At 58.4% G+C, this 19,333-nt stretch carries 18 protein-coding genes and 7 pseudogenes; 11 read left to right on the forward strand and 14 right to left on the reverse strand.

All coding sequences use genetic code 11. The annotated features are described in order from the left end of the window. Nucleotides 1-148 precede the first annotated feature (148 nt). Nucleotides 149-337 (forward strand): annotated as a pseudogene (locus I6F38_RS11595) (ATP-binding protein); the annotation flags it as partial. Nucleotides 338-556: 219 nt separating this feature from the next. On the opposite strand, the gene I6F38_RS11600 reads toward I6F38_RS11595, so the two are convergent. The 4 genes and pseudogenes from I6F38_RS11600 to I6F38_RS11615 all read right to left on the reverse strand — a co-directional run. Next, nucleotides 557-1,057, reverse strand: a complete 501-nt coding sequence (locus tag I6F38_RS11600) for an IS66 family transposase (RefSeq protein ID WP_225160394.1) — start codon at nt 1,055-1,057, stop codon at nt 557-559. A gap of 131 nt (nt 1,058-1,188) precedes the next feature. Beyond that, a pseudogene (locus tag I6F38_RS44215) lies at nt 1,189-1,314 on the reverse strand (7-cyano-7-deazaguanine synthase); the annotation flags it as partial. Then, nucleotides 1,298-1,660 carry a 6-carboxytetrahydropterin synthase QueD gene (gene queD / locus I6F38_RS11610; protein ID WP_038381338.1) on the reverse strand — a complete coding sequence of 121 codons (363 nt, stop codon included), beginning with the start codon at nt 1,658-1,660 and terminating at the stop codon, nt 1,298-1,300. The gene queD and the pseudogene I6F38_RS44215, both read right to left, overlap by 17 nt. Further along, a pseudogene (locus tag I6F38_RS11615) lies at nt 1,657-1,829 on the reverse strand (7-carboxy-7-deazaguanine synthase); the annotation flags it as partial. The gene queD and the pseudogene I6F38_RS11615, both read right to left, overlap by 4 nt. An 85-nt stretch (nt 1,830-1,914) precedes the next feature. On the opposite strand from I6F38_RS11615, the gene I6F38_RS43965 reads away from it, so the two are divergent. Continuing rightward, the gene (locus tag I6F38_RS43965) at nt 1,915-2,043 is read left to right on the forward strand and encodes a hypothetical protein (RefSeq protein ID WP_276326208.1); all 129 of its coding nucleotides are present in this window, start codon (nt 1,915-1,917) and stop codon (nt 2,041-2,043) included. Between the two features lie 406 nt (nt 2,044-2,449). On the opposite strand, the gene I6F38_RS11620 is transcribed toward I6F38_RS43965, so the two are convergent. After that, entirely contained in the window at nt 2,450-2,716 is a 267-nt protein-coding gene (locus I6F38_RS11620; protein WP_225160395.1) for a DUF3892 domain-containing protein, read from the reverse strand. An 829-nt stretch (nt 2,717-3,545) separates the two neighbouring features. Continuing rightward, nucleotides 3,546-3,708: pseudogene (locus tag I6F38_RS11625) on the reverse strand (IS6 family transposase); the annotation flags it as partial. A gap of 239 nt (nt 3,709-3,947) precedes the next feature. Between I6F38_RS11625 and I6F38_RS11630 the strand changes: the two are divergent. The 4 genes from I6F38_RS11630 (at nt 3,948) to I6F38_RS11645 (ending at nt 8,173) form a co-directional block, all read left to right on the forward strand. Beyond that, nucleotides 3,948-4,352 carry a VOC family protein gene (locus I6F38_RS11630; RefSeq protein ID WP_225160396.1) on the forward strand — a complete coding sequence of 135 codons (405 nt, stop codon included), beginning with the start codon at nt 3,948-3,950 and terminating at the stop codon, nt 4,350-4,352. 437 nt (nt 4,353-4,789) lie between these two features. After that, nucleotides 4,790-6,700 (forward strand): di-heme-cytochrome C peroxidase, encoded by a 1,911-nt coding sequence (locus I6F38_RS11635; protein ID WP_225160397.1) that lies wholly within the window; start codon nt 4,790-4,792, stop codon nt 6,698-6,700. A gap of 420 nt (nt 6,701-7,120) precedes the next feature. Beyond that, nucleotides 7,121-7,540 carry a globin domain-containing protein gene (locus tag I6F38_RS11640; protein WP_225160398.1) on the forward strand — a complete coding sequence of 140 codons (420 nt, stop codon included), beginning with the start codon at nt 7,121-7,123 and terminating at the stop codon, nt 7,538-7,540. Nucleotides 7,541-7,774: 234 nt separating this feature from the next. Beyond that, nucleotides 7,775-8,173, forward strand: coding sequence for a thioesterase domain-containing protein (locus I6F38_RS11645; RefSeq protein ID WP_225160399.1), 399 nt, complete (start codon nt 7,775-7,777; stop codon nt 8,171-8,173). Nucleotides 8,174-8,879: 706 nt separating this feature from the next. Here I6F38_RS11645 and I6F38_RS11650 read toward each other — a convergent pair. Beyond that, nucleotides 8,880-9,302, reverse strand: a pseudogene (locus I6F38_RS11650) (ISL3 family transposase); the annotation flags it as partial. Nucleotides 9,303-9,944: 642 nt separating this feature from the next. On the opposite strand from I6F38_RS11650, the gene I6F38_RS11655 reads away from it, so the two are divergent. Then, nucleotides 9,945-10,118: a hypothetical protein gene (locus tag I6F38_RS11655; protein WP_225160400.1), complete on the forward strand. Its 174-nt coding sequence runs from the start codon at nt 9,945-9,947 to the stop codon at nt 10,116-10,118. 38 nt (nt 10,119-10,156) lie between these two features. Here I6F38_RS11655 and I6F38_RS11660 read toward each other — a convergent pair whose 3' ends face one another. Together I6F38_RS11660 and I6F38_RS11665 are read right to left on the reverse strand one after the other, a co-directional pair. Further along, nucleotides 10,157-10,432: a hypothetical protein gene (locus I6F38_RS11660; RefSeq protein ID WP_225160401.1), complete on the reverse strand. Its 276-nt coding sequence runs from the start codon at nt 10,430-10,432 to the stop codon at nt 10,157-10,159. A 637-nt stretch (nt 10,433-11,069) separates the two neighbouring features. Continuing rightward, entirely contained in the window at nt 11,070-11,321 is a 252-nt protein-coding gene (locus tag I6F38_RS11665) for a hypothetical protein (protein ID WP_225160402.1), read from the reverse strand. A 170-nt stretch (nt 11,322-11,491) separates the two neighbouring features. On the opposite strand from I6F38_RS11665, the gene I6F38_RS11670 reads away from it, so the two are divergent. From I6F38_RS11670 to I6F38_RS11685, 4 genes and pseudogenes are all read left to right on the forward strand, one after another. Then, nucleotides 11,492-11,980, forward strand: coding sequence for a tyrosine-type recombinase/integrase (locus I6F38_RS11670; RefSeq protein ID WP_225160403.1), 489 nt, complete (start codon nt 11,492-11,494; stop codon nt 11,978-11,980). After that, complete coding sequence (locus tag I6F38_RS11675) at nt 11,977-12,372, forward strand: site-specific integrase (RefSeq protein WP_225160404.1); 396 nt, start codon at nt 11,977-11,979, stop codon at nt 12,370-12,372. Before I6F38_RS11670 ends, I6F38_RS11675 begins: the two co-directional genes overlap by 4 nt. A 176-nt stretch (nt 12,373-12,548) precedes the next feature. Next, nucleotides 12,549-12,974: a tyrosine-type recombinase/integrase gene (locus I6F38_RS11680; protein WP_225160507.1), complete on the forward strand. Its 426-nt coding sequence runs from the start codon at nt 12,549-12,551 to the stop codon at nt 12,972-12,974. 113 nt (nt 12,975-13,087) lie between these two features. Further along, nucleotides 13,088-13,231: pseudogene (locus tag I6F38_RS11685) on the forward strand (transposase domain-containing protein); the annotation flags it as partial. A 617-nt stretch (nt 13,232-13,848) separates the two neighbouring features. Here I6F38_RS11685 and I6F38_RS11690 read toward each other — a convergent pair. From I6F38_RS11690 to I6F38_RS11710, 5 genes and pseudogenes are all read right to left on the reverse strand, one after another. Beyond that, nucleotides 13,849-14,934, reverse strand: coding sequence for a cache domain-containing protein (locus I6F38_RS11690; RefSeq protein WP_225160405.1), 1,086 nt, complete (start codon nt 14,932-14,934; stop codon nt 13,849-13,851). Nucleotides 14,935-14,944: 10 nt separating this feature from the next. Next, on the reverse strand, nt 14,945-16,915 hold the full coding sequence (locus I6F38_RS11695) for a glycosyltransferase (protein WP_225160406.1): 1,971 nt from the start codon (nt 16,913-16,915) through the stop codon (nt 14,945-14,947). Then, nucleotides 16,915-18,120: an HlyD family efflux transporter periplasmic adaptor subunit gene (locus I6F38_RS11700; protein ID WP_225160407.1), complete on the reverse strand. Its 1,206-nt coding sequence runs from the start codon at nt 18,118-18,120 to the stop codon at nt 16,915-16,917. The genes I6F38_RS11695 and I6F38_RS11700 overlap by 1 nt, the downstream gene beginning before the upstream one ends. A gap of 793 nt (nt 18,121-18,913) precedes the next feature. Continuing rightward, nucleotides 18,914-19,165, reverse strand: coding sequence for a hypothetical protein (locus tag I6F38_RS11705; protein ID WP_225160408.1), 252 nt, complete (start codon nt 19,163-19,165; stop codon nt 18,914-18,916). Nucleotides 19,166-19,167: 2 nt separating this feature from the next. Continuing rightward, nucleotides 19,168-19,314: pseudogene (locus I6F38_RS11710) on the reverse strand (transposase domain-containing protein); the annotation flags it as partial. Nucleotides 19,315-19,333: the final 19 nt, after the last annotated feature.

A 19,333-nucleotide genomic window follows, 5' to 3' on the forward strand; every position in this document is an offset into this window, starting at 1 on the left:
CCAGACCGAAGGTCAGATCACGCGCCTCAAGCTCGTTCGACGTCAAATGTACGGTCGCGGCAACCTGCTTCAAGCCAGATTGATCGGCGCAGAATAGTCGGCGCTGCACCAAACTTGCGTCACAGCCAATATTGCAGGCCGAATGACACTCGAAGATCGCTACGGTCACCGTTCCACCATCGTCACCAGCCAGCTCCCCGTGGACCAGCGGCATGTGCTCATTGGAGATCCCACCTATGCCGACGCCGTGCTCGATCGCCTCGTCCACAATGCCCATCGGCTCGACCTCACCGGCGAGAGCCTGCGCCGAACTCGGCAATCCGCCCGAAAGACCTGAGCCCGTAACGCTGTGGACATGCCGCTTCGCTTGAACAACGACAGGCGTTGCCCACATGCCCACAGCAACCGCAACAGAAGCAGAAGAAGTTCAAGCCGCGATTCCAGGTTGACCACGCGGCTCGCCAAATGCCAGAGAAGCTATCGCCAGAACGCCTCGTCACCGGGCGAGATCAAATCGGAAAGGTGGGCGACATCGTCTCGGAATCCCCGAGCGACTTCACATCGGTACACCCGGGGCGACTTCGTCGGAATCCGCAGCTATGGGGATGGCCATCGATAATGGGCTCGAGTGTTTCGGCAATTTAAGCAGCCGGGTTGACGTCGTTGAGCTTGCAGGTGGTGACGAGCGACGCAGGCAAGGCGCAAATTTCAGCTCCAACCTCATGCCCGGCGAAGAGCGCATTTTTTTGGTCAGGCAGACTGGCCGGATGGCGTTCTCGACCGGTTTCGTGTCGAGCTCGAGGCGCCCATTTTCGAGGAAGCGGGTCAGCCCCTGCCAGTGATTGAGCGCGTAGCGGATGTCCTCGGCGAGCGTCGAACCGCAGGAGACCATCGACAGCTGTTTCTCGAACCAAGGCTTTCCGCAAGGGTATCGATGGTCTTGTTGTGCTTGTGCGCGATGCCGGTTCGGATCCGTTCTTGTGTGTCGGACGAGATTATGTGGCAGAGGCGCCCTAACACCAGCCAGGGCCGGCCACCCAGAGATTCTCCGCCACATAGTAATCAGATGCTGGCCGGCAGCTGCAGGATGGTGTCGTTCGGCGGAAGCGCGCGCTGCGGTCGCCTGAGACGCCCGCCTTCTCGAGTCCCCAGCCCATCATCGAGCACGCCGTGACGAACCGCGCGGCTGTCGTAGCGCGTCAACGCCCAGGCAAGGCAGGTCGTAGAATCATGGCCTCCAGAGAAAAGCACGAGTGCAGATCTTGTTATCCCCAGTGTCCCAAAATGGCTCCGAGCCTCACGGTTCGTCTCCATCATATTCGGCCCAGCATTCGGCGGTCTCGAAGACCCTGACCGCGGAGAGTTGCTGCAATCGGGGTCTTATCTTGTCCCAGATCCAGATCGCGATGTTCTCCGCGGTCGGATTCTCGAGCCCGTGGATATCGTTGAGGCAATGGTGATCGAGTTGTCGCAACAAAGGCCCTAAAACCTCCTCGAGCTCGAAGAAGTCTATCACGAAGCCCGTCCGCGGATCGACCCGACCGCTCAAGACGAGTTCGATCCGGTAGGAGTGACCGTGCATCCTGTGGCAGCGATGCGTCTCGGGCACGTTCGGCAGCCGGTGCGCGGCTTCAAACTTGAATGCTTGAGATATTCTCATTTGATTCCGAGGTGTTTGTGAGTTTGGACGCTGAGACGCCATTGGGATGAGACCGACAATATTCGATGGCATCGCGTGTATTGGCGACGACATCGGGACCATCCATCGGCTGGAGCAGGAAGTTCGCGAAGTCAAGGTCTTCGAGACGTTCGGGTAGCGCCTCGGGCTCGTTCGGAAACCTGCTCACCTCGTTTAAGCCGTATCAGCAGGTCCTTCCGCCGTTCTTTTTCAACCTTCTGCCCGAAGGCCCCTGCATGTCGAACCTCTCTGTTGGCAATGGCCTTGAAGAGCGCAATCGCGATCCGACCGCGTTCCGTGATTTCGAAGCGAAGGGGCTTGCGGCCGCACTACGCCACGGAGCCGGCGATCAGGGCACCGGATGAGTGACGAGCCGAGCTCGGCCCATGTCCGCGAATTGCCGTTGGGGTAAAGGCCGGAGTCGCGGCCGATCTCGAGCGCCGTCACCTCGCGGTCGGCGGCCAGGACCGCGGCCTGCCGCGGCTTCAGCGTCTGTCTCGGCCGCCTCACAGCCCCAACTCCTCCGGCGACCGGCCGACCCCGGACCCAGTCCCGGCGCTCCGCCGCGACCGGCTGGACGAACGGGCGGCTGGCGCGCGCCTCAAGCGGAGGCGATCCTCGCCGAGCGAGAACGCATCAAGCGCGACACCATCGCAAACGGCCGCTTGCAGCATCAACTGCTGCCTGCTTAAACTCTAACCCTGATGAGCCAGAGCCTCCCATCTCGAAAAGCCTGATCAGTCTCAAATCATCTGACGACGGACAAGCCGGTCACGAGCAATCCGGAAGGCTCAGAAGATTGTCGGGAAGAAAATGATCATTCTCGGTCTTTAGGTACTCGCGACCATCGTGTTTTTTGACAATCACCTTGACTGTCTTACCCTGCTCAGTGACATCATAAGCGCTTTTGTCGCGTTTGACGTTTGCAATGGCTGTTTGTTCCGAATCTCGCCATGCTGAACCACCGACTGCTTGAATACGCCGATGGCGGTCTTGATGGTTAGGCAGCTTGGTAATGCAGGTGATATGGCGAGTCATGGCTCACTCCTTATTTCGTAGAGCCAAGGCTTTGACCGTTAGCAGAACGGACTCATTATCCGATTGCTTGGAAACCTTGAGAGCCCCGCCTCGGTTTGAAAATTTGAATAACGTGGTCAGTGCGGGCGGGTTGCATTCACTCGGGTTTCCTCTGCTCGCTGTCTGTATCTGCATCGTTGGTTATGCCAGCGCGGATGCACCAACTGGCCAGCCTTACCGCACGACGTGCGTCATTATTATCCAGACCAGCAGGACGGCGCTTAAGACCGCAATGCCAATACCGATGCGAGCCGCGGTTGAATAAGAACGGAAGCGTGGTTGTTTGAACATGCGACTTCTTCTCTTGTCCCTTGACGCGAGCGCGTACCGCTGATGTACCCTAATTCCGTGGCGCGAGTTCTTTCTTTAGGCATGCGAGCTTGGCGAACCGGTTCCACCGCGCTTTGGCTTTCTCGCGATTTCTCTCGCAGCTCGCCCGGCTTCCCGCAGTTCGGCGCGGCGCTTTGCCTGCAAGCTCGCGAACTCTTACGCGACAAGGTCTCGTCTGAGAATGCTGACCCGTTTGTTCAGTGCTCGGCGCAACGCATTGCCCTCACACGTCGTCATCCTGCCAGCAGACCGCTCGGCCACACAATCCATCATGACCCGTTGAATCTGGACTAGTGTCATACTTTCGATCTGGGCAATGCGTTTCTTAACTTTGGCGCGCAAGTTGGCAGTCTTTTTAGACATCGTCAGATCCTGATGCTCCACCGAGTCCAGCCCGAAAGGCTAACGACGTTTGACGGTACAGCATCAACATTGGATCGGGCTCCTACCTACTCTGGGGGGCGATCGAGATAACGACTTCGTCCAGATACCATTTGTCACCGCGAGCGGGAGCGCGCTGGCCGATCCGATCGGAGAACGGTTTGCCGAATTTCCGTCTCCACTGGCGCACGGCTTCATAAGGTCACGCCAATGCCATGCGCCGCCAGCATTTCCTCGACCATGCGCAAGCTTAAGGGAAACCGGAAATACTACCAAACGGCATAGCTGATCACTTCCGGCGGGAAGCGATGGCGTGATCCTTGGCAGTCCGCACGTCGCTCGTATACCCCCTGCGCCGCTCCAATTCGTTGAACTTGACGGCACCCTCGGCCCCCCTACCAGGACGAGGAGGCGACAGCATGCTTTGCGTGTAGTACAAATGCTTGCAATCTGCGAGCTGCCACAGCACAGGGAGCAAATAATGGCACTGAAAGATGTTATTGGCGAATATGCTATTATATCTAAGGTAGATGTATCAGACTTGGATGCCAGCGTGGCGTTCTATGGAAAGAAGCTCGGCTTAATTCCAGACGAAAAGTACCACACGTCGATATGGCGGCAATTCCGTGTGCTTCCACGTGTTGCCATCGGACTGAATGTGCACCCTACCGGAGTCGGAACAGGCGGTGCCGTGGCAACGCTTGTCGTCGATGACATCGAGCAGGCAAGTAACCGGTTGCAGAAGCAGGGCGTGGAGGTCAGTAAAATAGATGATGTGGGAGACGGCGTTCGGCTTGCCTTCTTCAAGGATCCCGACGGCAACTCCCTCGGTCTTCGTCAAAACTCTCCGCAGCATCCCAAGGCAGCTGCCGTAGGCGGCGCGTAGTCCACCAGCCACCGGCTCGCGCCTCATGCGAGCCGGTGGCTGCTGCCCCCCTGGCGGGTTGCCCCTTCGGAAAGTTGGGTGAACCCGGCCCGCCGCCGGCTCACTCACCCTTGTGCTTCGGCACTTCACAGAGGACCGCCGAGATAACTTGCTGTTGAATGGTTGCGCTGCCAGCCACTGCCGGCACGACACAGTGTCCGCCTCCACAAGCGACGATGTGACTCCGCCATTCGGCGGGAGACGCACGTCGCCCGGCAAAGTGATCGCCAATACCTACCCAGACCTCCAAAGGGACCGCCAGTCTCTACAGACAAATTGGCATCCGTCTGATTCGCCACGGCATGCGGTTCTTGGACTAGTGGGCTTACCGCTACACCGCTAGCCGGTGCCTTCTCCCAAGACTTGGTAGGTTGCACTTAGTTAGACAGCGGCCTCTAATGATCGATGATCAAGCGACCTGCAAGCCGAAAGGCGAGCCGAAGTTTGCCGGAAATGGCGCGGAATTTCGGCGCACGCCTCTTCTTGCAATTTTGACGATGGAAGCGGTAGGCCACACGATGCTCCGTACTCTCTTTATAATTGCCTTGACGTTTGTGGTCACGACAAGATCAAGTGCTCAAGGTACCGACGCCAATCCCATATATGTTGACCAAGGTATGGATTGGACCGCGGCAGCAAGAGCGGACTTCTACTCGCGCGATCAGGGCTCGCGTTTGATTCCGTTGTCTTGGATGCAGGCCCTGAAGCAAAAGAATGGACAGCCATTCCTCGCGGATGGTTTGTCACGGTACGGTTATCTACCGAATCCTGCAAACACGGCCAACCTTCCCGTCGGTTTTCACGCTTCTGGCCCTCAAGACTTCCAGGTCGTTGGAATGACCTGCTCGGCATGTCACACGCGCCAGATCGAAGTTGACGGCAAGGTGTATCGGGTGGATGGCGGTCCAGGGCTTGTAGACTTCTACGCACTGCTTGGCGATCTGGACAAGGCAGTCGGTGATGTGATTGCCGGCGACAGCTCGTTCGCTCCCTTTGCTGCAGCTGTCCTGCGGTCCACAACGCCGGATGCGGCCGATGTTGCGGACCTTCGTCGACAGGTAGATGGGTGGTACTTGCGGTTTCACACGCTCATGGTACGCGCGCTGCCCAAGAGCGGCTGGGGAGTTGGCCGTCTCGATGCTGTAGGAATGATCTTCAACCGCATATCCGGCCTGGACATCGGTCCGCCACCCGACTTCATGATCCCGGAAAATATGAAAACCGCGGACGCTCCCGTGAGATACCCATTCCTTTGGAATTCGCCGCGGCAAGACAAGACGCAATGGCCTGGATTCGCAAAAAATGGAAATGACATCTTGGGGCTGGCTCGGAACGTTGGCGAGGTTCTGGGGGTATTCGCTACGTTCGAGCCGAAGCGTCAGGGCGCGATTATCAATTTCCTCGACAATAATTCAACCAATTTCGACGGCTTGAGCGAGCTTGAAAACTTGGTGAAGCGGATCGGCCCTCCGAAATGGCCCTGGAAGATTGACGCCGCTTTGGCCACCCGGGGCAAAGTAATTTTCGAAAGGGATTCCGCTGAAGGGGGATGTAGCGGGTGTCACGGGATTGAAGACGGAGAGCAACGCGTTCCATTCATCAAAACGTGGAGAACTCCGGTCCAGAACGTTGGTACCGATACACGAGAATACGATGTCCTCACCTGGAAGGCGAAAACGGGCGTGCTGAAAGGAGCGTTCATTCCCTTCGCGACCGCCCCGCTCAAGGAGAACGATGAGATTTTTAACATTCTTGCGACCTCGGTCATCGGTTCGATAGCGGAACACCTGTTGGCCGGCGGCGCCCCTTCAACCAATGCCCGGGTGGCAGCGGCGCCAGAGCCAGGATCGTCGGACACACCGGAGTCTCTGGGTCTGGTGCGACTACCACCAACGCTGCAGGATTTGCTAACGGCTTTTGATACTGCCAGCACCTCGGAAGCAATCAAAACTAAGCGGCAGGGAGCAGAACGAGCGTTTCGCAGCCGGCTCCCTCCATGGGGCTCCTACGAGGCTCGAGTTCTGCAGGGCATTTGGGCCGCCGCACCATATCTTCATAACGGCTCGGTCCCTACGCTGGCGGAATTGCTCAAGCCATCAGGGCAGCGCTTATCGCAATTTAGCGTTGGACGGAAATACGACATTGAAAACGTTGGTCTTGCTGCCACCCAGGAGCCCCTGAGCGAAACTCTATCCCTCACGGATTGCAGTAATATCAACTCCGGGAATAGCCGATGCGGGCACGAGTATGGGACCAGTTTAAGCGACCCAGAAAAAAGGGCGTTGCTTGAATACCTCAAGACACTGTGACCCCGCTCCACGCTCCCTCTTTGAGCGGCTTCCAACATGCTGTCGGTCACAGCATGCTTGAGCAAACGGAATCGGTTTACCGAGCTCTCGCACAGACATCTGATCCAGCACAACCGCTCCAGGAAGCACAAGTAACGGCTTACAAATTCTCGCCCATCTTACGTATGCGTCGCTTGTGCATAAGAATAGAGGTTACGCATGCTCCCAATTTCGATACGACATCGCATAGAATGCGTTCGCTGTGGTTCTGGATTAGTCACCCTCGAGTGGCATGAACGCGTGAATGCGAATGAAGTTCAGAATCATTGGCATTGCTGGATCTGCAAACACCAGTTTGTCTCCATCATCACTTCTGACGAGAGGGTGCCTTCAGTCGATGAGATCACAAAACCATTCTTTACGAGCCTGCTCGTCTGACCAATGACGCCCGAGCAGGTCGACCTTATAAGGACATCATTTGACGCGATGTGGCCGATTCGTCGCGACCTCGCTGACCTGTGCTACAACAGGTTCGTCGAACTAGCTCCTGATGCAAGGAACTTGTTCGGCGGCGATGCTGAGAAGCAGCGAATGAAGATGCTGGATATGATCACCGCTCTGGTCGCTTCGCTCGACGAAAGACCGATGTTCCAATCGCTGATCACGCTTTCCGGTCACAAGCACGCCAGACTTGGCGTTCAACCATCGCACTTTGTCGCAATGGGCGAGGCGCTGATGTGGAGCTTTGAGCGCAAATTCGGCGCTTTTTTCACCCCCGAGTTGAGGGATTCCTGGCGAACACTTTACGCCACCGCCCAGAACGAGATGCTGCGCGCGGCTGGCCGACCGAGTTCATTCTGACAGCGGCGGACAGGGGCCAAATTCGTGAAAGATTACGTCGGACACAAATAAGACGTGCGCGACGGTACTATACTCAACGCCACATTTAGTCTTACTGCGTCACAAGGGTGGTCTGTGGATTGGACGAACTCAACAGCGTTCGGGCGAGCCGCCGTCGCATCGTCGCGATCGACTTTGGAATGTGACGTTGGGTCCAGTGGCAATCCGCGGGGTCTGCAATCTGTGGGAACGCGAGTGAACGGAATCGGTCGGGCGCGCCGAGGGAGTGCGAGGCGGCTGACCGACCCCGACTTCATCGCCCGGATCGGTCACTACGGCGGACTACCCGAGGCGGTGACCAATGACCCGGAGATGATGAGCGCGTTGATCAAGCCGATGCGGGCGGACGTCGAGATCTTGGAGACCTATCGTCCCGAAGCTCCCGTGCGCCTTGCCTGCCCGACGACGCTGCTGGGCGGCGAGGACGATCCCGTCGTGCGCCCGGACCTTCTCGAGCGATGGGCAAGCCACGTGCACGCATCCGTGCCCGTGCTGCTTCCCGGCGGCCACTTCTACTTTCGCAAGTCTTTGCCGGTGTTAATCGACCTCGTGGTGTCGACGCTCAGGCCGGTGCTGCGCGCGATGCCTCGCTAACGATAGCACGCGATGTGGCCCACCGCCCGACCTGCCGATGTCGCGCCTGCGCTCGGGCGCGGCGCTCGAACGACCAGGCGATGCCGGAATGGACCCTCGAAGAGTTGGAACCCGATTCCACTTTGTGGGTGCATGGGCCGCGCAGGCGCCATTGCCTGCGCGACACTCCATGCGGTTTTCAACCAGGCATTGGAAGAAAGCGCTTAACAGTCGCTGGGACCACCAAGGCGATTGGTCCGGCAAGGCGACGACAAGGACTTGAGCAGCAGCATCGAAGCCTCTGACGTTCGATGCGATAACCTGCCGGCAGGCAACGTGCAGGTGGGCTCGGCGTGGTCAGCCGTTCGCAAAGGTACGCATCCTTTGTCCACGCGGCGGCCAAGAAGGAGACGGTTTCCGTCGGCCTGAAACTACCGCCAACGACATTTGGGTTTCGCTGCCATGCGCTGACCACAAACTGTAAATTGAGCAGGCCTCTCGTTCCGGGCGAGTATGGCATCGATTTTTATTTGGCTCATGGAAGAGGAACACTTTCCACAGAAAGACGGTTCTCTTGGTCAGATTTAAGGTTTGCCAGACCACCCTTGCCGTTCTTACGACGACAACGGGTCCTCGTGTAGCCCTCTTTAGAGGCAGGGCTCCATAAAGTGTCATCCGGCTTGCAATATTGGCTCTTACGCAAGTTTGGTGCAGCGTCGACTAGGGGGCGCCAAAGTTCAGTCCCGTTTCGACAGCCGGTCGCACACTGATCATCGAGCCATGGCAAATTCAAGTCCAACGAACTTTGCCGGGTCCGAAAGACATCGTTGCGGTCGCCGCGGACTACCTGCCGTACGAGCTTCCTGCTATGGCCGGTCTGGCGTACCAGCTACTCGATAGGTATGCCATTCTTCGACAGAGTCAGGATGGCTGCATTAGTCTCCTCGCGGCGCAGATAGCCCTCATACTGGAGGCGCTCGGCGGCTGTGAGCAGCTTGGGATCGATCGTGGTCGCGCCGATGACGGCGCGCATCTGACGCATCGATTTTCGGACGGCATCAAGGAAGGCTCGGCCGGCGTTCTCCATTAGATGCCAACGATCCGCGACCTGTACCGCGTACGGCAAGGCCTTTGCTGCGGCTTCGCCATAGGCGACGAACGCGCGAAAGGATCGCCGGCCGCGCCTCTACGCTGATCCGCTTCTTGTTCATCACTCTCGATCGCCTCCTCTTGAGGTTGTGAGCCGAGCGCAATTCTCGGCTCGTGTGGAAGAGGTTCACCGAGAAACTGCTCAATCACCTCTTGGGCAGTTTCGCCCCGGCGTCGCGAGAATCTACCAGCGCCACACGTTATCTGGAAGAGATGCGTACTCCCGTTGCAGCGTGGGAGCTGTAGGTTGGCAGGTTTCAGCGACAGTGCTGGGACATGGCAGTGAAAAAGCTTGGTGGCGTAGTGGGTCACAGAAACTCACCTAGCGCCTTGTGCCCTGCCGCACACCCGATCCGACGCCTCCCACAGCGCCGTCATCGCGTCCTTGACCGTTCGCGCCATATCTATACCTGCGCTCTTGCGGTGTCTCGACCTTGCCCGGCCCAACTGTCTCGCGTGGCCGAAGCGCACGTACCGTATGCTTGGGATGCCACCCCGTAACGGCGCACAGCTCGTCCAGGATCCGTCCCCTCTCGAGCCGCCCGCTCGACCGATAACGCTCGGCCAGCGCTGATGTGATCTCGCGCCTTGCGCGCACGCTGATCTTCCCTGCCATATGGACCAGTGGGCTGAGTATCAAGCGATGGCAGTGCTATTCCCAGAGGAAGCCCGAGATGAATTCTTTGCCCTGAATGCAGCCGAGAAAATCACGCTTGACGAGATTTCATCCCGTCTTGTTCTTCCCAAGGATAAGATCGCATTCGTTATGACTACGGCGTGGGCTAAGCTGCTGGACCTGCTCAAGAGCATTGACTAAATGCTGCCAGCAAAGAGGCTGATCCTGGCGGTTGCCCGCTAATTTGTGTCGCGCGGTCGGACAGGGCGCCAAGTGCGCGACATCAGCGGATCATTTCGATCATCGTGTATGGCCACAAGCTCGCCAGTCTTTAGGCCAAGGCCCTTCAAATGCGCTTCGCGGAGTTCGGAATTCACGATCGTTGCTTCACCGCCGCTGGCCGCCAATGAAGCTTTCACAGCTTCCGCCTGATTAGCCATTGCGACGGCATGGGTCACATATCGAACCTTGCCGTCTTTGACTACGCCGACCGAAATCATCCATCCTGCTGCCATCTCAGTTCTAGCCTATGAAAAGAGCTTCTGTTTTCGAGGCGGCGGCCCAGTCGCCATAAGCTCCGCAATCGCGGCGAGTACAGCGCCGGTTTCGATCTTTCCCTCCGACCATCCCCTGAGCGCTGCTATAGCGTTCTTCAAAGCCTCTTCACGTGTCATGCCATGATCTCCACGGCTACGAAAAAGACGTGCGGGCGTCTGGAGGAACCACCCGCACGAAGTTTGCTACGCCAAGCTTGACTGTCTGGGGTTGCGTGAGGATAGAACAGCCAAACCGTAAGCCTCTCAGCAACTCGCGTGCCAGATGGTCACTATGCAATGCAGAGATAAGCGGTGAGTAATCGACACAGCACAGCGGGGCTAGGGGCCGAAACGACGAAAAAGCGTGCGGGCGGCTGCTGACGGCCACCGCCCGCACGCCGTCGCGCCGCGAACAGGCTTGGCCCTCACGAGGATCATTCATAAGCGAACCAAGCCATACCTGGCTCAGCAACCCACGTGCCAGACGGTCACATTGCGCAGAGAAGCAGACGGGGCACTTTCATACCTTGTGCAGACTGACTGCTCGCGCGAGCGGCGGCTTCCGGACCCCAACGTCATGAACCGGACACGGCTGAATGAGATCAGACGTGCCGCATTAGTGACGACGAGGGCGAGAGATGATCGGATCGATCGCGTCCTCGTGTACAATGACAAGCTCGCCGGGCTTCACGCCAAGTCTTAGTAACTGCTCCTCTTCGATCGGGCAGTTGAGCATTGCGGCCTTTGCGCCGCAGTCTGCTAAGGTCATCCTCACCGCTTCCGCCGGATCGGCGACGGCAACCACGTAAGTTATATGCCTGAAAGCTTCGTCGTCGTCGACTTCTTCCTTGAAGACAGCGACTGTCACTATCCAACCATCCATTTTGTTGGGCTCCCTGACGTCAACTATGAGCTGCCGAGCCCTGCAAATCCGGAGCCGCCAAACACCCGTGAGACGGGGCTGAACGCGAAGGTCGGCGGCGCCCGTAGCATTCCGGGAGCTCTTTCTCCGCGCCGCTCGCTGGGCTATCCGAGGCGATGGGCCTGGAGCGTGATGACGTCGACCTCGACGCCGGCGTGCTGACGGTCCGGCTGACCAAGTTCGGCAAGTCGCGGCTCGTGCCATTGCATCCGACGACGCGAACCGCGTTGCGCGACTACGCTCACCGGCGCGACGCGATGCTCGGATCACGCTGCGGCTCGACCTTCTTCGTTGCCGAACAGGGAGGCCGCTTGCTGCACCAGTACGTTCATCGCGTCTTCTGGCGATTGTCCCGAGAGATCGGGCTGCGGCGCCCAGGTGATCGTACCGGGCCACGCGTGCACGACTTCCGTCATCGCTTCGCCATCCAGACGCTGCTCGACTGGTATCGCAAAGGCAAGGACGTCGAGCAGCAACTCCAGTGCTCTCCACTTACCTCGGCCACGCCTGCGTGCGTGATACCTACTGGTATCTCTCGGCCTGCCACCGAGTTGATGGAAGAAGCGGCGCGGCGTCTCGATCGGCGGTGGGAGGTGACGCCATGAAGCCTGCCTGCAATGTCGGCACGTTGATCGAGCGCTTCTTCACCGAGCGCCTCATGCGCCAGCGCAATGTTAGCGCCAACACGATCGCCTCCCACAGGGACACGTTCCGGCTGCTGTTCTTGTTCGCACAGGTGCAGCTGCGGAAGCCCCCATCGGCCTTGGCGCTCACCGATTTGGACGCAACGTTCATCGGCGCGTTCCTAACCGATCTCGAGGTAAAGCGCGGCGCCAGCGCGAAGACGCGTAACCTGCGTCTGACCGCCATCGTGGCGCTTGCTCGGTATGGCGAGCACGCGCTGGATCAGCGCACTGTGTGCCGGCTCCTCGAAGGACACGAACCTGAAGAAGGATCGGAACCTCGGGTCTGGCGCACACGTACGATGCGTCGGTAAAGGGCCGAAGGAGCGAACCGGATAGGCGACAGCTGCACTTCCTGACGCGCCCCGAGATCGAGGCGGTTCTCGCAGCGCCCGATCGAACGACGTGGCTTGGCCGCCGTGATCACACCTTGCTGCTGGTCGCGGCCCAGACGGGCTTACGCCTCTCCGAGCTCCTGGCCTTGACCGGGATGCTGTCCCACGTTGGGGAACAACGCTGTTGCTCCTTTCCACGGTTCCTTGAGCCATGCCTGGAGCGCACACCGAGCGAGTGTGGTCAGCGGAGTGCGCATGGGGGCCGGCTCAGTGCCGACAGCGTCCAGTCGCTGCTGGGAAAGCATGTTCGTGTCGCTCCCAAGAGTTGCCCGTCTTTGAAGGCCAAGAGCGTGTCACCGCACGTGCTGAGGCACAGCGCTGCGATGCTGCAAGCCGGCGTCGACTGCTCCGTGATCGCGCTGTGGCTCGGTCATGAATCGGTCGAGACGACGCAGACATACCTGCACGCCCACCTCGCCCTCAAGGAAGCTGCCCTGGCGAAGCTCAAGCCGTATGAGCGCGGCAAGCGAACCCGCTTCCAGCCGAACGACCGCCTACTCGCCTTCCTCGAGACGCTCTGAACGATCAGACTATGCCGAATGGAATGGGGCTGCCCTGCACGCGATCGACGGTGCCAGCGTGACAACGGCGTGCCATACCAAATCCGTTTGGCATAGTTCGGCGGGCGGCATAAACAGCCAAGATGAACGACGTTGATCCGCAAGCCTGGCTCGCTGACGTGCTGGCCAGGCTTCCAGATCACCCCGTCAGCAGCGTCGCAGACCTGCTCCCGTGGAATTGGAAGGCGACCCAACAGTCCAAAGCGGCTGCTGCCTGAGCGCCGCGGCAGACCGGTGCGCCTACCCAGGGTGCTGGCCGGATGCATACGACGGCCTCGCTGTTTGCTAACGGTTGATCCGCGATGCGCACTACAGTGATCTCGAGCGCGAACCTGCGTGGTCTTCGTCCCTTTCTCGGGTTAAGCAGATTTGGTTTTGAGTAAACGGCCCCGGAAGAACCTGTCGTCTTTGCCATTGCTCGACAAGAGAATCAGATAGGAATACGTCATCGTTCGGAATGTGATCGAATACCGCGGCCATGCTGTGCTACCAGACGCGCCGTGCCTCACCATCCAGGACGTAGAGGGGGCGGTGTTGCTTATCGAGCGTGAAGCGCTACCGGGACGTACCGGCCCTCCGCCGGAACCGGCAGACCCGTTCTTCCCGCCGAATTGCCAGCGGATCTGATGCGGAATATCCCTCAGCATTTGTTCTGCCGCCCTGGAGACTTCTCTTGCCATCTTCGCTCCCGGTGGCTGCGACGAACCAGATATCCTCCCTCGGCAACCTCAATTTGTCTCAGATGTTTCGGCGCTGACCAGACAGGACACTTCCACGCAAGTTCATGCCCGGTGTGATCATCGTTCAGCTAGTCATATCCAGCCGGTGCTTGGATTCAATTGCGACCAGAGTGCCCCATCAGCTTCGACTGGATACGAGCTAGCGCGTCACTGAGCCTCGCCGCTTCGTTAAAGCGTGTCTCCGAATATGGCGGGCGGGCGGATGGATCGTGCAAGAGGGCCTCCGCTGTATTCGAGAGCCGGCGGAGCGGCGTCCTCAGCCACTGCGCCGCACAAAAGAGTAGTGCTAGTGTGGCAATGGCACAAACACCGAAACTACTCCAAAATGATCGGATTAAATTACGGGTGGTCGCAAGCGCCTCGTCGGTACTCTGCCGAACCAGAAGAGACCAACCGAAGCTTGGAAGGTTTGCGAAGCCGACCGTCGGAACGATTACTGCGAAGTAGTCCCTGCCGTCAGGCCAGCGCTCGCGTAGAGACGCGGTCGTCACGCGACTAGCCGCAAGCGCGGAGCCGACGTTGAGCGGCTTGTTGATGAGATCGGGCGGGCCAAACAGGACGGTTCGATCGCCCGAAAGCAGCAGCACGTCAATGCCGGGCACTTGTAACGAGTCCATGCCTTCTGCGACCCATTTCCAGTCAAGGTGCGCGCCGATGACCCCGGCAACGGAGCCGGCGTGGCGCAACGGTGCTGCCAGGTCGATAAAGCGATAGGGCTCACGAGATGCAGGCAACTGGGTGGCCAGCAGTTGAGCGGCATGCACATCGATAGCCGCCGGCGAGACAAGGCCCCGCTTAAACCAGGGTCGCTGTGCAACGCTTACTCCTTCGAGCATGCCGTCTTTAGCCGCGAGAATGCTCCCTTCGAGATCCGCGACGCCGAGCCAAGTGTAGCGTCGATCAAGGCGGCTCAAGAAGTCGATGTGTTCTCGCGCACTCTTAAGATCTGCCGGGTCAATGAGCTCAGCGGACCGAGCTACATCCATCCAAACTCCATAGAGCCGGCGGGCCAACAGCGCGGAACTCATTTCGCCGCGAATCCTTAGCGCGTCGAATTGCAGCTGCTCTCCCCGTTGCTGTAGCAAGGCCGTGTAGATCGTTGCGGTCACCACGGCAGGCACCAATATGAGCAAGGCGCCTCCACAGAACACCAAGGAGAGTAAGCTCGGTCTTTTCGGCATCTCACGCTCCTCAACTCGTTAGAGCTCGCGCCAACTCGCGGATCATTTGCAAGATGTTCCCTCGATCGGCCCCTGGCATGGCCGATTCGGTATGAAGCTTCTTGATAATTTTCGCCCTTTGCTCAGGAGTTGGAGAGAACTTGATTCGATAGCCATCACGAGTAGTCGCAGCAACATGCGCGTCCACTCCGCCAATCCCGGGCAGGTCGAGCTTCCCTTCTGCTCCGGCGGAAAGCCCGGATGGACCGCTGATTCGAGCGCCCCCTCGGCCCAGATTGAGAAGCCATCCGCGGTGTTTCTCACCTTGGATCACCAACGTGATGGGTTCTGGGATCTGGCGCTGAGGTCGATCGTATCGCGGTCGTTCGATGCACACCACGACTGCCACGAACAGCACCAGTATGTTGTAAAGTGTCCAGAACATCACGATAGCCGTACCGTCGCCCGCTGTTGGGGACGTATTGAAGACGAAATCGGAGTTCAACGGCACGATCAGGCCGCCGATCGTCAGTGCGAGCAGGAGTAGAAACGGTCGCATCAACGCCCATTGGACAACGACCTTGGCACGGTCGCCGCCTTTGGCCGTCACCGAGAATTTATGCGATCCGCTGGTCAGAAGCCCGAGAGCAGCTGCCCGGCTGATGGGCCAGGCCGCGATCAGTTGAGCCGTATCGTTGAGAAGCGGGACAAACAACCCTTTTGAAAGCCAGTTCAGGGACACCAGAACCATTAGGTAATAGGGTACATAATAACTGATAATTTCCACCAGCGACGCGTTCACGATGGTGATACCGAACCACCAGTACAACAGGGGGCAAATCAAGCTGGCAAGCCTGAAGGGAAAGGTGCTGAGCCAGTAGAGCAATGAATCGAGGATACCGATTCGATGCATCAGCCCAAGGCCTCGCATGCCAAAGGGGCTGTATGAGCCGCGGACAATCTGCATCAGGCCAAGGCACCACCGTCCACGCTGAGTAATATACTCTTTCAATCCTTCGGGAGCCAAACCTTCAGTCAATGGCTCGTTAAGGTACGCAGTTTGCCAGCCGTTCTCCGCAAGCTTAAGGGTGAGCAGGAAATCCTCGGTTACGCTTTGTGTTGGAATCCAGCCAATCTGCTCGACGGCCCGGACCCGCATTACGGATGATGTCCCACAGCAGATGGCAATCCCCCAAGCGTCCCGCGCTGGCTCGACGTTGTCAAAGAAATGACGTTGTTCATCCGGATATGCGGTGCTTATTCCCAGGTTATGTTGGATCGGATCAGGATTGAAGAAGTGCTGCGGGGTTTGCACGAGCGCGACGCCTGGCTCGTGAAACAACGCTAGTGTCCGCTCGATGAAGTCCGCATGGGGAACGAAATCTGCGTCAAGTACAGCGACAAAGACCGGGGGGGCTGGATCGCGGGCGCGCACGCGAAGTGCGTGGTTGATGTTCCCCGCTTTAGCGTGCTCCTTATCCGAGCGTGCGAGATATCCGATTTCGTACCGCTCGCAAAGTTGCCTCACCCAATTCCTGGCGCCGTCGTCGAGAAGAAAAATCCGAAGCCGTGGATAGCGGATTTCGGTCGCGCCAATGATCGTGCGCTCGAGCACTTCCGACGGCTCGTTGTAAGTCGTGATGAAAACATCGACGCGCGGCGCTTCTCCAGGCAGCCACCATTCGGAGTACTGGTTTGCTTCTGCCGACCGCTCTTTTACCCGCGACAGTATGAAAAACGCGATGGTAGAGGAAAGCATCGTCAGAGCTTCGAGTATGGCGAATCCCCAACTGAACAGCGCGTCCGCAGTCCAGTCGAGCGGTGCCAGTGTTTCGGTGAAGCGCCAAGCCATATAACGCCAAGACAGTACGGTAGCCGTCCCCAGGAGAAGAGCGCGCCAATACCACTTCATCGGATTAAGCAACGGAAAGACGGTAAGGCGAAGCCCAATTATGAAGGCGGCGCCTGCGAAGGCAGCAACGAGTGGCGACAGCAGAAGCATCAGAGTCCGTACCGCGTGATAAAGAGACGGAATTGTGCGATTGGGCCGGCTGTGAAGATAACGCGTCCAGTACGTCCAATCGCGCAGCCGAGATCTGCCTCTCCTGCAAGGTCTGGAACTGTCACGGTGACATCAAAGCGCTGGAGATGTTGTGCACTTGGACCCACAGCAAGATTGGTGTAAAGCGAGGCCGCACCGGATCCGCCAAGGCGAGTTATGGTTCCATTGAAAACACGGTCATCGCGAAACAACTGAAATTGCACGGCCGTTCCCACCGAGAGACCGTCGTAGAGAGATTCGCTGACGCCCGCAGTGACGATCAGTGTACTGCAGTCGACGATCTTGATGAGATCCTGGCCGCGCCGCGCGTATTGGCCATCGTCTATTAGTATGTCCCAGACTAGTCCAACGACGCTGGCATTAAGAGTAGCGAAGCTCAAGCTATTGACACGAAGACGCTCGGCATCGATTTGCCCGTCGAGCAGTACAATACGTGCCTTCACCTGCTCCTTGTCGACATTCAGCTCGGCCAGCCGCTGCTCGAGCTCGCGGATACGTTGGGCCGAGGAGGGAGCGTCGTTATAGGACTCCCCGATGAAGACGCCGTCGCGAGCGGACGTAAGTTCCGTCTCTAAAAAATTCACTCGCTGCTGCGCACTCTCCCGTTCTTGCTGCGCGACGTCGTAAGTTGCGCGAGCGCGATCCAAATTCGCCACCGTCTGTACACCACGCGTGCTTAGCTCATTTGCCCGCTTGAATTCTGCGTCCGCTTGACGAAGGCGCGCGGCCGCAGCGTCTTGAGCTGCTTTCGTTTCGGCAATTCGAGCCTCAATCTGCCGAACCCTGCCGCGCTGGTAATCAGTTGATTGAACATCGAAGCGAGACCGGGATGCGGACAAGGCCTCTCGCTGGCCAACGAGACGGTTGAGCTCGATCTGCTGGTTCGTGCGATCGCGATCAAGCTCAAGAAGCCTCGCGGTATCGAAGCGTTGGTCGTTCAGTTCTGCTATCAGCTCGCCGGGACTAATGCGCGCGCCGATGCTCTTTACGGCAAGCGTCACTTTTCCTTCGATCGGGGCCCGAACGATGTAGAGTCGAGCATTGAGTGTAGCATCCGCCGATGTTCCGGCGAAGTGCTCGCCGATAATAACGTACAATCCAACTGCCAACAGGGCCAAGCCGACGATTGCACGTACGAGCCTCATAAGAACATTCCAACTTCATTTATGATGGGAAGGTCGCGCAGCGTATTCCCCATCCGGGATAAGCAGATACTGAGCCTACGGTCGCATTGTTCTCCCCTAAGCGACCCTCCGCCCTGCTTTGGATTGCCAAGTCTGATGCCGCTCGGATGCGAGTGTTAGCGGCTCAGGCGTTCATTGATCAGACTAACAGGCTGGTAAAGAATAGCTTTGTGATCTCAGCGATAGGAGGATCCGTATCGTCAGAAGTGACAATAGTCATAAATTCGTGCCTGCAATTCCAGCAGCGCCAGAGATCTTGGACCTCCCGCGCACCAATGCGTTCATGCCACTCGCGGTGGACCAACGCAGAGCCACATTGAGGACAGTTTTTGTGACGTGCTATTGAGACCGACTCCATGTGGCGGCCCGTGTCGTTGTGCCAAACGGGATTGCCGAAGAAGCATTATTCTGGCCGCCGCTTCGTGGGCGGCTGCGGTGGATGGACTTCTCTGTTCAAACCCTGTGCCAACTGCGACAGCTTGATCAGTAAAGGATATTTTTCAAGGAAGTGTACCAGACCGACTGCATGTCAGAAATCGGACAATCCATGTTACGTTCTAACGCAAGGTCGCAAATCAGGCTAAGTCTCGTTTTGGAAGCCTTGGGTGAATCGTTCGGTGTTGAGTAATGCGGGCTGGGAGGTGTCGCTGATCATAAACGGCCTGATCAGAACGTCTCCACCTGACCGGACAACCGGATGCTCGTGGAAGTGCGCTTTGGATCGTGTGCGCTCGGCACTCCCGTAAGCGCCCGGTCATGACCCGGGCTTTTGTTCGCCGCCCTTCTCGCCGCGGCCGCGATTGGTTTTGTGCTCGCGGATGAAGTCGGTCAGGCTTTCGAGGCCGAAGTCAGTGAAGGCGGGGATCTGCTGATCGTCGGGCCCGTAGACCCAGAGGCAACCGTCTTCCGGCTCCACGTCGACATAGACCTCCCACAGCAGTTCGGCGTCCTCGCCGAGCATTTCGGCAGCGAGCGGGAGGGTGTAAACGCGGGTGATCGCAGCCACGGTCAGGCCGCCAGTCTGGCGTCGGATGGGGCGCGCCAGTTCCAGGGAAGAAGCTCGTCGATGCGATTGGCTGCGTGGTCGCTGACGCGGCCGATCAGGTCGGCGAGATAGGCCTCCGGATTGATGCCGTTCAGCTTGCAGGTTTATGCCGCCTGCCGAACTATGCCG

Source organism: Bradyrhizobium sp. BRP56 (assembly GCF_020194035.1).
In the GTDB taxonomy this organism is placed as follows: Bacteria; Pseudomonadota; Alphaproteobacteria; order Rhizobiales; family Xanthobacteraceae; genus Bradyrhizobium; species Bradyrhizobium australafricanum.